This is a genomic window from Streptomyces sp. NPDC014676 (assembly GCF_043084105.1).
In the GTDB taxonomy this organism is placed as follows: Bacteria; Actinomycetota; Actinomycetes; order Streptomycetales; family Streptomycetaceae; genus Streptomyces.
Genome location: NZ_JBIBZI010000003.1, coordinates 560,015 through 574,809, shown reverse-complemented (window position 1 = coordinate 574,809; position 14,795 = coordinate 560,015). Strand labels below are relative to the sequence as shown.

The following is a 14,795-nucleotide window of genomic DNA, read 5'->3' as shown; positions in this document are numbered from 1 at the left end:
ACTTTGGAGGTGAACCGCCCGGTCAGGGCGCCGGACGCGTCAGCGTCGCCGTGAACTTGTAGCGCGAGCCCCGGTACACCGAGCGGACCCACTCGACCGGTGTTCCCGTCTCGTCCCGCGAGTGGCGGGACAGCAGCAGCATCGGCAGGCCCACGTCCGTGGCGAGCAGCCCCGCCTCCCGCGGTGTCGCCGGGGAGGTCTCGATGGTCTCGTCGGCCTCCGCCGGCCGCACCCCGTACACCTCGGCGAGGGTGGTGTAGAGCGAGGTGTGGCGGGACAGGTTGCGGCGCAGCCGGGGGAAGCGCCGGTCGGACAGGTGGGTCGCCTCGATCGCCATGGGCTCCCCGCCGGCCAGCCGCAGCCGCTCGATGCGCAGCACCCTGTCCCCCGGATCCACCTCCAGCAGGACCGCCAGCTCCGCGTCGGCGGCGACGTACCCGATGTCCAGCACCTGCGAGGTGGGGCTGAGCCCTTGCGCCCGCATGTCCTCGGTGTACGAGGTGAGCTGGAGCGTCCGGTAGACCTTCGGGCGGGCGACGAACGTGCCCTTGCCCTGGATCCGGTCGAGCCGGCCCTCGCTGACCAGCTCCTGCAGGGCCTTGCGGACCGTGGTGCGGGAGGTGCGGAACTCGACGGCGAGCAGGCGCTCGGCCGGCATCGGGGCGCCCGGGGCGCGCTCGTCGGTCATCTGCAGTAACCGCTGCTTGATGCGGTAGTACTTCGGTACGCGCCCGATACGGCCCGGCGCCCCTGTGTCGGCCTGGGCGCTGCTGACGTCCGTGCTCATGACCTGCCTCCCGGCTGCGGTGTCCGGCGTGCGGACGGCAGGTGCCGACCGCGGTGCACGTCGGCGGACGGCCGGGTTCGGCGCCGCACGCTCGGCGATCCCGTTATAACCGTGCGTTCTCACTTTGGTCTAGTCCAAGCATCAACCCGTCCCTCTTTGGGCGGAGTTCTGCGCTCCACCAGGGACGTCGAAGCCGTTATCCAGGCGTGAGTTCACGACCCTTGACAGAGCCATAGGTCTAGGCCAAGCTCCCCTTGCTGGTCTAAACCATTTAGAGGAAGCCGGGTCCCAGCCCACCGAGCTGTTGCGCCGTTGTGGGGGTCACCGCCGAGGGCGTGGGTGTGGAAGGCATTCCTGAGGAGGGGTGGCGCGTGAAGCGCAAGCTGATAGCCGCGATCGGGGTCGCGGGCATGCTGTTCTCCGTCGCGGCGTGCGGCGGCGACGACGGTGACGGCGGCAAGAAGGCCGGCGCGGACGGCTACGCCGGTGAGACGCTCACCGTGTGGGTGATGGACGGCTCGTCGCCGGACCAGTGGCAGAAGGACCTCGGCGCCGAATTCGAGAAGAAGACCAAGGCGAAGGTCAAGTTCGAGGTCCAGCAGTGGAACGGCATCCAGCAGAAGCTGACCACCGCCCTGTCCGAGGAGAACCCGCCCGACGTCTTCGAGATCGGCAACACCCAGACCCCGGCCTACGCCAAGACCGGCGGCCTCGCCGACCTCGCCGACCTCAAGTCGGAGATCGGCGGCGAGTGGACCGAGTCCCTCAACGAGTCCTCCATCTTCGAGGGCAAGCAGTACGCCGCGCCGTGGTACTTCGCCAACCGTGTCGTCCTCTACAACAAGAAGGTGTGGGCGGACGCGGGGATCAAGGACACCCCCAAGACCCGCGACGAGTTCTACGACGCGCTCAAGACGATCGGTGAGAAGACCGACGCCGAGCCCATCTACCTGCCCGGCCAGAACTGGTACCACTTCGTCGGCCTGGTGATCGGCGAGGGCGGCGAACTGGTCAAGAAGGACGGCGACACGTACGTCTCCAACCTCGACGACCCGAAGGTCGCCGCCGCCGCCGAGACGTACAAGAAGTTCCAGGCCCTGTCCAAGGCCCCCAAGGACAAGGACGAGGCCACCCCGCAGCAGGGCGAGGTCTTCGCCAAGGGCAAGACCGGCGCGTTCATCGGCATGGGCTGGGAAGCCGGCATCGCGATCAAGGCCAACCCGGCCATCGAGAAGGAGATCGGCTACTTCACCATCCCCGGTGCCACGGCCGACAAGCCCGAGGGCGTCTTCCTCGGCGGCTCCAACCTCGCCGTCGCCGCGGGCAGCCAGAAGCAGGACCTCGCCAAGGAGTTCCTGAAGCTCGCCCTCTCCGACAAGTTCGAGGGCGCGCTGGCCAAGGCCAACGGCGTCATCCCCAACAAGGAGTCGCTGCAGAGCAACCTCAAGGGCAACGCCCCCGCCGAGGCCGCCGCGCCGGCCGCCGCCGTCGGCGGCACCACGCCGCTGATCCCCGAGTGGGCCGCCGTCGAGAACGCGCCCAACCCGATCAAGACGTACCTGACCGCCGTCCTGAACGGCAAGTCCCCGGCCGATGCGGCCAAGCAGGTCGAGGGCGAGTTCAACAAGCGCCTGGCGCAGCAGCAGTAGTAGCGCACGCGCTCCGACCGGAGCGGGGGCCGGCCACACGGCGGCCCCCGCCCCGCGTTGAGCACGCCGAGAAGAGAGATCGCGAGCATGACCGTGCAGACCGAACGGCCGCCCTCCGGCCCGGCGGACGTCCGCAAGGCGGACGACGGAGGACCCGGCGGGCAGAAACCGAGAGCCGCGTCGCGCGCCGGCGCGCTCGCCCCGTACCTGTTGCTGCTGCCCGCCGTCGCGGCCACCGTGCTGCTGCTCGGCTGGCCGCTGCTGAAGGACGTACTGCTGTCGTTCCAGAACCTCAACATGGCGCAGCTGATCCAGCACGTCACCGAGTGGAACGGCGTCGAGAACTACAAGGAGGTCCTCACCGGCGAGGACTTCTGGCGGGTCACCGTACGCTCCATCCTGTTCACGGCGGTCAACGTCGTCCTGACCATGGTCCTCGGAGCACTCGCCGGGCTTCTGCTCGCCCGCCTCGGCAAGCGGATGCGGTTCACCCTGATGATCGGCCTGGTGCTGGCCTGGGCCATGCCCGTGGTGGCCGCCACCACCGTCTTCCAGTGGCTGTTCGCACAGCGCTTCGGCGTCGTCAACTGGGTCCTGGACAAGCTCGGCTGGCACTCCATGGCCGACTACAGCTGGACCAGCAGCCAGATGTCGACGTTCTTCGTCGTCACCCTGCTGATCGTCTGGATGTCCGTCCCGTTCGTCGCGATCAACCTCTACGCCGCGACCACCACCATCCCCGGCGAACTGTACGAGGCCGCCGCCCTCGACGGCGCCGGCGCCTGGCGCAGCTTCACCACGGTCACCCTGCCGTTCCTGCGGCCGTTCCTCTACGCCACGACGTTCCTGGAGATCATCTGGATCTTCAAGGCGTTCGTCCAGGTCTTCACCTTCAACGGCGGCGGTCCCGACCGGCTCACCGAGATCCTGCCCGTCTACGCCTACGTCGAGGGCGTCGGCAACCAGCACTACGGCATGGGCGCGGCGATCGCGGTACTGACCATCCTGATCATGCTCGGCCTGACCGCCTACTACCTCAGGATCGTGCTCAAGCAAGAGGAGGACGAGCTGTGAAGCGCTCGCTCTTCGGCCGCCTGTGGCCCAACGCCACGGCCGTCGTCCTGTTCGCCGTCTGCGTCTTCCCCGTGTACTGGATGTTCTCCACGGCGTTCAAGCCGACCGGCGACATCATCTCGGAGACCCCCGTCTGGTTCCCGACGGACATCACGTTCGAGCACTTCGGGACCGCGACCGACGCCGAGCACTTCTGGACGTTCGTCCGCAACTCGCTGACCGTCACCTGCCTGGCCGTCCTCTTCTCGCTGATCATCGCGTTGGCCGGCTCCTTCGCCCTGGCCCGCATGCGCTTCAAGGGACGGCGCGGCTTCGTCATCGGCTTCATGCTCGCCCAGATGGCGCCCTGGGAGGTCATGGTCATCGCGATCTACATGATCGTGCGGGACGCCTCCATGCTGAACAGCCTGGTGCCGCTCACGGCCTTCTACATGATGATGATCCTCCCCTTCACCATCCTGACGCTGCGCGGCTTCGTCGCCGCCGTGCCGAAGGAGCTGGAGGAGTCGGCGATGGTCGACGGCTGCACCCGCGCCCAGGCGTTCCGCCGGGTCATCCTGCCGCTGCTCGCACCGGGCCTGATGTCCACCTCCATGTTCGGCTTCATCACCGCGTGGAACGAGTTCCCCCTCGTCCTGGTCCTCAGCAAGGAATCCGGGGGCGCGCAGACCCTGCCGCTGTGGCTGTCCAGCTTCCAGACCCAGTTCGGCGACGACTGGGGCGCGACCATGGCCGCCTCCTCCCTGTTCGCCGTCCCGATCCTGATCCTCTTCGTCTTCCTGCAGCGCAGGGCCGTCAGCGGCCTCACCGCGGGCGCCGTGAAGGGATAACGCCACCCGATGACGACCACCACCACCGGCACCGACACCCTCACCCGGGACGCGCTCGCCGTACTGCAGCCGGGCTTCGCCGGCACCACCGCGCCCGACTGGGTCCGCCGCCGGCTGTCCGAGGGCCTCGCCTCCGTCGCCCTCTTCGGCCGCAACGTCACCACCGCCGAGCAGGTCACCGCCCTCACCGCACAACTGCGGGCCGAACGCGACGACCTGCTGGTCGCCATCGACGAGGAGTCCGGCGACGTCACCCGCCTGGAGGTCCGCACCGGCTCCTCCTTCCCCGGCAACCACGCCCTCGGCGCCGTCGACGACACCGGTCTGACCCGCGGCGTCGCCCGCGAACTGGGCCGCCGGCTCGCCGAGTGCGGCGTCAATTTCGACTGGGCCCCGTCCGCCGACGTCAACGCCAACCCCGACAACCCGGTGATCGGCGTGCGCTCCTTCGGCGGCGACACCGCCCTGGTCGCCCGGCACACCGCCGCCTACGTCGAGGGCCTGCAGTCCACCGGCGTCGCCGCCTGCACCAAGCACTTCCCCGGCCACGGCGACACCAGCGTCGACTCCCACCACGCGATCCCGCACATCGACCTCGACGCCAAGACCCTCGACGAGCGCGAACTGCAGCCGTTCCGGGCGGCGATCGCGGCCGGCACCCGCGCCGTCATGAGCGCCCACATCCGGGTCCCGGTCCTCGATCCGGACCGCCCGGCCACGCTCTCCCGGCGCATCCTCACCGACCTGCTGCGCGGCGAACTCGGCTACCAGGGCCTGATCGTCACCGACGGCATGGAGATGCGCGCCATCTCCGGCACCTACGGCCTCGAACAGGGAGTCGTCCTCGCCATCGCCGCCGGCGCCGACGCGATCTGCGTGGGCGGCGGGCTGTGCGACGAGGGCACCGTGCAGAGCCTCCAGGACGCGCTGGTGAACGCCGTACGCTCCGGCGAACTCCCGGAGGAGCGGCTCGCCGACGCCGCCGCCCGGGTGCGCGCCCTCGCCGACTGGACCGCGGGCGTACGACGCTCCCCGGCCGCGGCCGCCGCACCCGAGCCGGAGATCGGCCTCACGGCGGCCCGCCGCGCGGTCACCGTCACCCGCGCCGCCGGCCCCGCGCCGGTCACCGGACCGGTGTACGTGGCCACCTTCGACCCGGCCCCGAACATCGCCGTCGGCGACGAGACCCCGTGGGGCGTCGGCGCGGAGCTGGAACGGCTGCTGCCGGGCACCACCACCGGCCACTTCACCGGCCCCGACGCCGGCGAGCGGGCGCTCAAGGAGGCGGCCGGCCGGCGCGTCGTCGCCGTGGTCCGCGACGAGCACCGGCACCCGTGGATGCGCACGGCCCTGGACACCCTGCTCGCCGCCGACCCGTCCACCGTGGTCGTGGAGATGGGCGTACCGCAGTCGCCGCCGCGCGGCGCCGCGCACATCGCCACGTACGGCGCGGCGCGGGTGTGCGGTGTGGCGGGGGCGGAGGCGGTCGTCGCGGGCTGACCCGACAGGTCCACGGATCCACGGATCCACGGATCTACGGGAAGATCTTCTCTCCCTCGGCGAGCATGGCGACGAACTTCTCGATCCGGGCCGCCCGGGTCTGCGGCCGCTTGGCCTCCTCGATCCGGTGGAGGATCGCGTACCGGTTGCGGCTGTCGAGGGTGCCGAAGAAGTCGGCGGCTCCGGGGGCCGCGTCCAGCGCGGCCCGGAGGTCGTCGGGGACGGTCGCCGTGCTCTGGCTCGCGTACGCGGCCTCCCAGCGGCCGTCCGCCCGCGCCCGCTCCACCTCGCGCAGCCCGGGCGGCCGCATACGCCCTCGTTCGATCAGATCGAGGGCCTTCTGCCGGTTGACGGCCGACCACCGGCTGCGCGCCCGGCGCGGGGTGAACCGCTGGATCCAATGGGTGTCGTCCAGCCCCTTCTTGTGCCCGTCGATCCAGCCGTAGCAGAGCGCCGACTCCAGGGCGGTCGCGTAGTCGACCCCGGTGATCCCGGACCCCTTCTTCGGAATCCTCAGCCACACCCCGTCGACGTCCCCCTGATGCTCCTCCAGCCACGCCTCCCAGTCCTCTTGCGTCTCGAAGGCGACAACGGGCCCCACCACACCATCCACTTCACCGGCCATACGCCCATGCAACCGGCCGGAGCGGCCCAGGTCAACGCGTTCTCTGTAGTCAACCCCTCCGGCGTTTGAGGAGCGGGGGTCCGGGGGCAGCGCCCCCGGAGGACGATGGCGGAGCGTGTCACATTGGGCCGATCGGGTGACCATGAGTAAGAATTGCCCGATGCAGACAGCCAGCACCACAGGGGACGGAGCATGCCGGTGAACAGCCACGATGTCACCGACGAACAGTGGCAGGGCCTCGCCCAGGTCGTCCCACTCCGGGGCCGCGACGCATGGCCGTCCGCCGTAGGCCACCGCACCCTCCCCGAGGCCGGGACCGAGGCCCGCCGCCGCTTCGTCGTCCTGCGGGTGAACGTGTTCGCGGACGCCCGCGAGGTCGCCGAGACACTGATGTCCGGGATACCGGTCCTGCTGGACCTGACCGGCGCGGAGACGGACACCGCCAAACGCGTCCTCGACTTCAGCACGGGAGTCGTCTTCGGACTGGCCAGCGGAATGCACCGCGTCGACCGCAACGTCTTCCTGCTGACACCCGCCGGTACCGAGGTCACCGGCCTGATGGAAGGACTGGGAACGCCGGGGGCCTGAGCATGTCGTCCGATCGTGGGAAGGGACGCCGAGCGGAACGGTTCGCCTGACCGCGCGCCCCTTACCGTCCCGCACATGACCCCTGCCTCCCCGCCCCGCCCGGACACCACCCCGCCACCCGCGCCCCCGGGCGGCCGCCCCGCGCTCCCGCGGATCACCGAACTGCGGCTGTCCGCCTTCGCCGGGCACCGCGCCGTGACGCTCCCGCTCGGCGCACTCACCCTGCTCACCGGGCCCAGCGGAAGCGGCAAGACCAGCGCGCTGCGGGCGTACGAGGCGCTCGCCCGGCTCGGCGGCGGCGCCGAGCTGGGCGAGACGTTCCCGGAGCCCGGCGCCTGCGTGCCGGAGCGGGCCCGCGCCGACGCCCAGCACCGCCGCGGCTTCCGCATCGGCTGCACGGCCGACGGCCCTGAGGGGCCGGTCCGGCTGGAGGTCGCCGTACAGGCCGAACCCGGGCTGCGGATCGTGGGGGAGCGGCTGACGGCGAACGGGGTGGTCCTCCTGGAGACCGCCCTGCGCGACCCCGGCCGGCGCACCGTACAGGCCGCCTGGCACACGGCCGGGGCCACCCCGGTGACCCGCGCCCCGCTGCCGGACGACCGGCTCGGCACCGCACTGCTGCCGCTGCGCGTCGCCGGCAAGACCCCCGGACAGCGCAGGGTGCTCGCCGCCGCCGAGCAGATGGTCGTCGCCCTGCGCTCGGTCTTCCCCTGCGACCCCCGCCCCGAACGGATGCGGGACCCCGTCCGGGTCGGCAGCGGGCGGCTGCTCGGCGGCTGCGGCAACCTCGCCGACGTCCTGTGGCGCACCCGCGCCGAATGCGGACGCCGGCACGCCCTCCTCGTGGAGGCGGTGCGCGCCGGATGCGCCGGGCCGGTCACCGACCTGCTCGCCGAGCCGTACGACACCGGCCGCCTGGTCCGCGCCCTCCTCGACCGGGGCGACGGCACCCGTACCGACCTGCGCCGCCTCGGCGACGGCGAGCTGCGGTACACCGCCCTCGCCCTGGTGCTGCTCACCGGCCCCGGTGTGCTGGAGGTCGACGCGCCCGGCGAGGTCCCGGCCGCGCTCCAGACCCTCACGGTCCTCGCCGACGGACTGGACCGGGCGCTCGATCCGGGACAGCGGGGCGAACTGCTGCGCCTGGCGGCGCGGATGTGCGAGCGCGGGCACATCCGGCTGGTCGGCGCGGTGAGCGACGCCTCCTGGGCGGCGGGGGTGAGCGGGGTGACGGTGGTACACCTGGACCGTGACTGATCCGTACGACCTCACGGGGCTCCGGCACCGGCTCGCCGAGTTCGCCGCCGCGCGGAACTGGCAGCCGTACCACACGCCCAAGAACCTCGCCGCCGCGCTCAGTGTGGAGGCCTCCGAACTCCTCGAGATCTTCCAGTGGCTGACGCCCGAGGAGTCCGCCCGCGTCATGGACGACCCGGACACCGCACACCGCGTGAACGACGAGGTCGCCGATGTCCTCGCGTATCTGCTCCAGTTCTGCGAGGTGCTGGGTGTCGATCCGCTGGCCGCGCTGGCCGCGAAGATCGACCGCAACGAGCGTAGGTTCCCGGTGGGGGAGCCGCCCCAGGGGTGAGGAGCCACCGACTCCGTTGTCACTCTCCGTATATGAAAAGTGAACTCTGCTCGAATCGTTGTCGGCAGATTTCGGTCTTCCTCTGGCTTTTTGTCTCACACTCTTTCACTCTGGGTAGTGAACAAGGGAGTTCAACGGATGCGGACGCGTGGGCAGCGCGTCGGACAGACGGGGGCAGCGCATGGACGCTGTGCGGCTCATCGTGACAAGCAGACGCGCCCTGGCCACGAGCGGCGACGTACGGGAGCTGCTGACCGAGGTGTGGCAGGCGCAGGCCCTGGCGCAGGCGATAGGGAGCCGCCTCGCCGTCGCCGGCCCGCCCGAACTGCGGGGTGAGGCACTGGGGCTGACCGAGCTGGCGGGCCGTGGCTGCGGAGTGCTGGGCGTCCCGGACCTCGGCCCGGACGAACTGCGCGCGGCCCGGCTCACCGAGCTGGGCGAGACCCGCCCGGTCCTGATGCACCTCGGCGGTCTGCTCGGCGAGGTCGGTATCGTCCTGGTGGGGCTCGCCAGTTCGGCGGCCGACGAGGCGACCTACTGGCAGTGCGTGGAGGCCATCGACGCGGCGGACGAGTCCCGCGACCGCGTCCTGGAGATGCTCCGCAAACTGGCGGACCGCGACGAACACGTGCCGGAGCGGGAGGCGGGCTGACACCGCGCACCGCACGGCCCGTACGGCCCGTACGGCCCGTTCCGTCGGCCCGGGTCGACGGAACGGGCCAGTGTCGGCCGGGGGCCCCGCACTCCCTACTGGACTCTCCCGCCCCCGGCGGTGGCTTCCGGGCACGCCTCCCGCCACGGCGTGGGCTCCGGGCACGCCCCGGACGCCCGAAGCGGAACGCCGGCCGGGTCCGGCCCGGAGGACGACGGCCTCCACCGGCACCGGTCGCACCGCACCGCCGGCCCCGCCCGGTTCACCCGGTCGTGGACGGGGCGCCCCGGACCCGCGTGTGCGGCGGCCCGCCGCGGACCGTGCAGGATGGACCCATGGATCTTCGCATCTTCACCGAACCCCAGCAGGGCGCCACCTACGACACCCTCCTCACCGTCGCCAAGGCCACGGAAGACCTCGGCTTCGACGCCTTCTTCCGCTCCGACCACTACCTCAGCATGGGGTCCGGGGACGGCCTGCCCGGCCCCACCGACGCCTGGATCACCCTCGCCGGCCTCGCCCGCGAGACCAAGCGCATCCGGCTCGGCACCCTGATGACCGCCGCCACCTTCCGCCTCCCCGGCGTGCTCGCCATCCAGGTCGCCCAGGTCGACCAGATGTCCGGCGGCCGTGTCGAACTCGGCCTGGGCGCGGGCTGGTTCGAGGAGGAGCACAAGGCGTACGGCATCCCCTTCCCGAAGGAGAAGTTCGCCCGCCTCGAAGAGCAGCTGGAGATCGTCACCGGCCTGTGGGCCACCGAGACCGGCCGGACCTTCGACCACCACGGCACCCACTACGACCTCACCAAGTCCCCCGCGCTCCCCAAGCCGGCCCAGCCCAAGGTGCCGGTCCTCATCGGCGGCCACGGCGCGACCCGCACCCCGCGGCTGGCCGCCCGGTTCGCCGACGAGTTCAACATGCCCTTCGCCTCGGTCGAGGACACCGCGACGCAGTTCGGCCGGGTCCGCGACGCCGCCCGGGAGGCCGGCCGCGACCCGGGCGACCTCGTCTACTCCAACGCCCTCGTCGTCTGCGTCGGCAAGGACGACCAGGAGGTCGCCCGCCGCGCCGCCGCGATCGGCCGCGAGGTCGACGAACTCAGGACCAACGGCCTGGCGGGCTCCCCCGCCGAGGTCGTCGACAAGATCGGCCGCTACGCCGAGACCGGCTCCAGCCGCATCTACCTCCAGGTCCTCGACCTGCACGACCTCGACCACCTGGAGCTGATCTCCGCCCAGGTCCAGTCCCAGCTGTCGTAACACCGGCTCCACGGGAACCGGGGCCGTCCGTACGGAACGGGCGGCCCCGCCGCATCCGCCCGTAAATTCCCGGAGCATCCCCGGCCGTTCCCGGTACGTTGGCACCGTACGCCCGAACCCGGCGTGTATCCCCAGCTCAGAAGGCGTTTCGAGGTGTAACCACCGTGTTCCTGACGATCAGTACCACCGGCTCCGCCGAGCGCCCGGCGACCGACCTCGGTTTCCTGCTGCACAAGCATCCCGAGAAGGCGCAGGCGTTCTCCACGTCCTACGGCACGGCCCACGTCCTCTACCCCGAGGCGGACGCCGAGCGCTGCACGGCGGCGCTGCTGCTGGAGGTGGACGCGGTGGCACTGGTCCGGCGCGGCAAGGGCAAGGGGCGTGGGGGCGCCCCCGACGCGGCACTCGCCCAGTACGTCAACGACCGCCCGTACGCGGCGTCCTCCCTGCTCGCCGTCGCGCTGAGCGGTGTCTTCTCCAGCGCGATGCGGGGTGTGTGCGCCGCCCGCCCGGAACTGCCGGAGCAGCCGCGCCCGCTGCGCATCGAGGTGCCCGCGCTGCCCGCCCGCGGCGGCGCCGGACTCGTCCGCCGGCTCTTCGAGCCGCTCGGCTGGACGGTCACGGCCGAGCCCGTGGCCCTGGACGCCGAGTTCCCCGAGTGGGGCGACTCGCGGTACGTGCGCCTGGTCCTGGAGGCGGACACGCTCACCCTCGCCGAGGCCCTGCGCCACCTCTACGTCCTGCTCCCCGTCCTCGACGACGCCAAGCACTACTGGGTCGCCTCCGACGAGGTCGACAAGCTGCTGCGGGCCGGTGAGGGCTGGCTGCCCGCGCACCCGGAGCAGAAGCTGATCACCAGCCGCTACCTGTCCCGCCGCTGGTCGCTGACCCGCCAGGCCATGGAGCGCCTGGAGCTGGTCCGGCTGGCCGAGGCGGACGACAGCGCCGTCGAGGAGATCGACAACGCCGTGGCCGAGGAGACCGACACCGAGGAGAAGCCGACCCCGCTCGCCGTGCGGCGGAGGGAGGCGATCCTCACCGCGCTGCGCGCCCATGGCGCCTCCCGGGTGCTCGACCTCGGCTGCGGCCAGGGCCAGCTCGTCCAGGCACTGCTCAAGGACCCGTCCTTCACCGAGATCGTCGGCGTCGACGTGTCGATGCGGGCGCTCACCATCGCCTCCCGGCGGCTGAAACTGGACCGGATGGGGGAGCGGCAGGCGGCGCGCGTGCAGCTCTTCCAGGGCTCGCTGGCGTACACCGACAAACGGCTCAAGGGGTACGACGCCGCCGTGCTCAGCGAGGTGATCGAGCACCTCGACCTGCCCCGGCTGCCCGCCCTGGAGTACGCGGTGTTCGGCGCGGCCCGCCCCCGTACGGTCCTCGTGACCACCCCCAACGTCGAGTACAACGTGCGCTGGGAGACCCTCCCGGCCGGCCATGTCCGGCACGGCGACCACCGCTTCGAGTGGACCCGTGAGGAGTTCCGCGCCTGGGCGCGGACGGTCGCCGAACGGCACGGATACGGCGTCGAGTTCGTACCCGTCGGGCCGGACGACCCCGAGGTCGGACCGCCCACCCAGATGGCCGTGTTCACGGCCGGCACCGTGAAGGAGGCGAAGGCCGCGTGACCACCACCGGGACCCCGCAGCCGCGAGTCCGTACCCTGCCCGTCACCGACCTCTCCCTCGTGGTGCTCGTCGGCGCCTCCGGTTCGGGCAAGTCGACCTTCGCCCGCCGCCACTTCAAGCCGACCGAGGTCATCTCCTCCGACTTCTGCCGAGGTCTGGTCGCCGACGACGAGAACGACCAGAGCGCGTCGCGCGACGCCTTCGACGTGCTGCACTACATCGCCGGCAAGCGGCTGGCCGCCGGCCGCCGCACCGTCGTCGACGCGACGAACGTGCAGCAGGACGGCCGACGGCAGTTGATCGAGCTGGCCAGGAAGTACGACGTCCTGCCGATCGCCATCGTGCTCGACGTGCCCGAGCAGGTGTGCGCCGAGCGCAACGCCACCCGCACCGACCGCGCCGACATGCCCCGCCGGGTCATCCAGCGCCACACCCGCGAACTCCGCCGCTCCCTGCGGCACTTGGAGCGCGAGGGGTTCCGCAAGGTGCACGTGCTGCGCGGTGTGGAGGAGGTCGAGCACGCCACCGTCGTCACCGAGAAGCGGTTCAACGACCTCACCCACCTCACCGGCCCCTTCGACATCATCGGCGACATCCACGGCTGCGCGGCCGAACTGGAGGCGCTGCTCGGCAAGCTGGGCTATGTCGACGGCGTGCACCCCGAGGGCCGTACCGCCGTCTTCGTCGGCGACCTCGTCGACCGCGGCCCGGACAGCCCCGCCGTACTGCGCCGCGTGATGGCCATGGTGAAGGCGGGCGGCGCGCTGTGCGTGCCCGGCAACCACGAGAACAAGTTCGGCCGGTACCTCAAGGGCCGCAAGGTCCAGCACACCCACGGACTCGCCGAGACCATCGGGCAGATGGACGGCGAGAGCGAGGAGTTCCGCGCCGAGGTACGGGAGTTCATCGACGGACTGGTCAGCCACTACGTCCTCGACGGCGGCCGGCTGGTGGTCTGCCACGCCGGTCTGCCGGAGAAGTACCACGGCCGCACCTCCGGCCGGGTCCGCAGCCACGCCCTCTACGGCGACACCACCGGCGAGACCGACGAGTTCGGCCTGCCCGTGCGCTACCCGTGGGCGGAGGACTACCGCGGCCGGGCCGCCGTCGTCTACGGCCACACCCCGGTCCCGGAGGCCACCTGGCTCAACAACACCATCTGCCTGGACACCGGCGCCGTCTTCGGCGGCAAGCTCACCGCGCTGCGCTGGCCGGAGCGGGAACTGGTCGACGTACCGGCCGAGCGGGTCTGGTACGAGCCGGCCCGCCCGCTGCGCACCGAGGCCCCCGGCGGCCACGAGGGCCGGCCGCTGGACCTGGCGGACGTACACGGCCGCCGCTTCGTCGAGACCCGGCACCACGGCCGGATATCGGTCCGTGAGGAGAACGCCGCCGCGGCCCTGGAGGTGATGAGCCGCTTCGCGGTCGACCCGCGCCTGCTGCCGTACCTCCCGCCGACCATGGCACCCACCGCCACCTCGCACCTCGACGGCTACCTGGAGCACCCGGTCGAGGCGTTCGCCCAGTACGAGCGGGACGGCGTCGCCCGGGTCGTGTGCGAGGAGAAGCACATGGGCTCCCGCGCGGTCGCCCTGGTCTGCCGCGACGCCGACGTGGCCGCGGGGCGCTTCGGTACCACGGGCGGCGAGACCGGGTCCCTCTACACCCGCACCGGCCGCCCCTTCTTCGACGACACCTCCGTCACGGAGGAGATCCTCGGCCGGCTGCGCACCGCCGTCACCGAGGCCGGCCTCTGGGAGGAACTCGGCACCGACTGGCTGCTGCTGGACGCCGAACTGATGCCGTGGTCGCTGAAGGCGTCCGGGCTGCTGCGTTCCCAGTACGCGGCGGTCGGCGCCGCCTCCGGCGCGGTCTTCCCGGGCGCCCTGGCGGCCCTGGAGGGCGCCGCGGCCCGCGGTGTGGACGTCGAGGACCTGCTGAACCGCCAGCGCGAACGCGCCGGTTCCGCCGCGGCGTTCACCGACGCGTACCGCCGCTACTGCTGGACCACGGACGGTCTGGACGGCGTCCGCCTGGCCCCGTTCCAGATCCTCGCCGCCCAGGGCCGCAGCCTCGCCGCCCTGCCCCACGACGAACAGCTCGCCCTCATCGACCGTCTGGTCGAGCACGACACCACCGGCCTGCTGCGGACCACCCGCCGCCTCTACGTCGACACGGCCGACCCCGAGTCCGTACGCGCCGGAGTCGACTGGTGGCTGGAGATGACCGGACGGGGCGGCGAGGGCATGGTCGTCAAACCGGTCGGCGCCCTGGTCCACGACGCCAAGGGCCGCCCGGTGCAGCCCGGCATCAAGTGCCGGGGCCGCGAGTACCTGCGGATCATCTACGGTCCCGAGTACACCCGCCCGGAGAACCTGGCCCGCCTGCGCAACCGCTTCCTCAACCACAAGCGCTCCCTCGCCCTGCGCGAGTACGCCCTCGGCCTGGAGGCCCTGGACCGTCTCGCCGAGGGCGAGCCGCTGTGGCGCGTCCACGAGCCGGTCTTCGCCGTACTGGCCCTGGAGTCGGAGCCGGTGGACCCGCGGCTGTGACGGGCACGTGCCGCATCGGTGGTGAATGAATCCGGCCGAGTGTCACCCGCAAGGGGGACT

The 14,795-nt window shown here is 71.7% G+C and carries 13 protein-coding genes; 11 read left to right on the top strand and 2 right to left on the bottom strand.

Features of this window, described 5'->3' with window-relative positions; genetic code table 11:
* Positions 1–22 precede the first annotated feature (22 nt).
* Entirely contained in the window at positions 23–787 is a 765-nt protein-coding gene (locus ACF1DX_RS11200) for a GntR family transcriptional regulator (RefSeq protein ID WP_391790920.1), read from the bottom strand.
* Between the two features lie 371 nt (positions 788–1,158).
* Between ACF1DX_RS11200 and ACF1DX_RS11195 the strand changes: the two genes are divergently transcribed.
* From ACF1DX_RS11195 to ACF1DX_RS11180, 4 genes are all read left to right on the top strand, one after another.
* Complete coding sequence (locus tag ACF1DX_RS11195; RefSeq protein ID WP_391790919.1) at positions 1,159–2,436, top strand: extracellular solute-binding protein; 1,278 nt, start codon at positions 1,159–1,161, stop codon at positions 2,434–2,436.
* Between the two features lie 87 nt (positions 2,437–2,523).
* Positions 2,524–3,510, top strand: coding sequence for a carbohydrate ABC transporter permease (locus ACF1DX_RS11190; protein ID WP_391790918.1), 987 nt, complete (start codon positions 2,524–2,526; stop codon positions 3,508–3,510).
* Complete coding sequence (locus ACF1DX_RS11185) at positions 3,507–4,340, top strand: carbohydrate ABC transporter permease (protein ID WP_391790917.1); 834 nt, start codon at positions 3,507–3,509, stop codon at positions 4,338–4,340. The genes ACF1DX_RS11190 and ACF1DX_RS11185 overlap by 4 nt, the downstream gene beginning before the upstream one ends.
* 9 nt (positions 4,341–4,349) lie before the next feature.
* Complete coding sequence (locus ACF1DX_RS11180) at positions 4,350–5,840, top strand: glycoside hydrolase family 3 protein (protein WP_391790916.1); 1,491 nt, start codon at positions 4,350–4,352, stop codon at positions 5,838–5,840.
* A gap of 34 nt (positions 5,841–5,874) precedes the next feature.
* Here the strand turns inward: ACF1DX_RS11180 and ACF1DX_RS11175 are convergent, their stop codons facing one another.
* Positions 5,875–6,465: a YdeI family protein gene (locus ACF1DX_RS11175; protein ID WP_391790915.1), complete on the bottom strand. Its 591-nt coding sequence runs from the start codon at positions 6,463–6,465 to the stop codon at positions 5,875–5,877.
* 192 nt (positions 6,466–6,657) lie between these two features.
* Between ACF1DX_RS11175 and ACF1DX_RS11170 the strand changes: the two genes are divergently transcribed.
* The 7 genes from ACF1DX_RS11170 (at position 6,658) to ACF1DX_RS11140 (ending at position 14,735) form a co-directional block, all read left to right on the top strand.
* The gene (locus ACF1DX_RS11170; RefSeq protein ID WP_030857514.1) at positions 6,658–7,053 is read left to right on the top strand and encodes a cell division protein SepF; all 396 of its coding nucleotides are present in this window, start codon (positions 6,658–6,660) and stop codon (positions 7,051–7,053) included.
* Positions 7,054–7,128: 75 nt separating this feature from the next.
* Positions 7,129–8,310 carry an ATP-binding protein gene (locus tag ACF1DX_RS11165; protein ID WP_391790914.1) on the top strand — a complete coding sequence of 394 codons (1,182 nt, stop codon included), beginning with the start codon at positions 7,129–7,131 and terminating at the stop codon, positions 8,308–8,310.
* A complete protein-coding gene (locus ACF1DX_RS11160; protein ID WP_391790913.1) occupies positions 8,303–8,644 on the top strand; it encodes a nucleotide pyrophosphohydrolase in 342 nt (113 codons plus the stop codon). The genes ACF1DX_RS11165 and ACF1DX_RS11160 overlap by 8 nt, the downstream gene beginning before the upstream one ends.
* Positions 8,645–8,825: 181 nt before the next feature.
* Positions 8,826–9,296, top strand: coding sequence for a DUF6099 family protein (locus ACF1DX_RS11155; protein ID WP_391790912.1), 471 nt, complete (start codon positions 8,826–8,828; stop codon positions 9,294–9,296).
* Between the two features lie 335 nt (positions 9,297–9,631).
* A complete protein-coding gene (locus ACF1DX_RS11150; protein ID WP_391790911.1) occupies positions 9,632–10,555 on the top strand; it encodes an LLM class F420-dependent oxidoreductase in 924 nt (307 codons plus the stop codon).
* A gap of 164 nt (positions 10,556–10,719) precedes the next feature.
* Positions 10,720–12,183 (top strand): 3' terminal RNA ribose 2'-O-methyltransferase Hen1, encoded by a 1,464-nt coding sequence (locus ACF1DX_RS11145; protein ID WP_391790910.1) that lies wholly within the window; start codon positions 10,720–10,722, stop codon positions 12,181–12,183.
* On the top strand, positions 12,180–14,735 hold the full coding sequence (locus tag ACF1DX_RS11140) for a polynucleotide kinase-phosphatase (protein WP_391790909.1): 2,556 nt from the start codon (positions 12,180–12,182) through the stop codon (positions 14,733–14,735). The genes ACF1DX_RS11145 and ACF1DX_RS11140 overlap by 4 nt, the downstream gene beginning before the upstream one ends.
* Positions 14,736–14,795 lie beyond the last annotated feature (60 nt).

Coding starts and splice junctions, on each gene's coding strand:
- ACF1DX_RS11200 (WP_391790920.1), bottom strand. CDS start 787: ATGAGCACGGACGTCAGCAGCGCCCAGGCCGACACAGGGGCGCCGGGC.
- ACF1DX_RS11190 (WP_391790918.1), top strand. CDS start 2,524: ATGACCGTGCAGACCGAACGGCCGCCCTCCGGCCCGGCGGACGTCCGC.
- ACF1DX_RS11180 (WP_391790916.1), top strand. CDS start 4,350: ATGACGACCACCACCACCGGCACCGACACCCTCACCCGGGACGCGCTC.
- ACF1DX_RS11175 (WP_391790915.1), bottom strand. CDS start 6,465: ATGGCCGGTGAAGTGGATGGTGTGGTGGGGCCCGTTGTCGCCTTCGAG.
- ACF1DX_RS11170 (WP_030857514.1), top strand. CDS start 6,658: ATGCCGGTGAACAGCCACGATGTCACCGACGAACAGTGGCAGGGCCTC.
- ACF1DX_RS11165 (WP_391790914.1), top strand. CDS start 7,129: ATGACCCCTGCCTCCCCGCCCCGCCCGGACACCACCCCGCCACCCGCG.
- ACF1DX_RS11155 (WP_391790912.1), top strand. CDS start 8,826: ATGGACGCTGTGCGGCTCATCGTGACAAGCAGACGCGCCCTGGCCACG.
- ACF1DX_RS11150 (WP_391790911.1), top strand. CDS start 9,632: ATGGATCTTCGCATCTTCACCGAACCCCAGCAGGGCGCCACCTACGAC.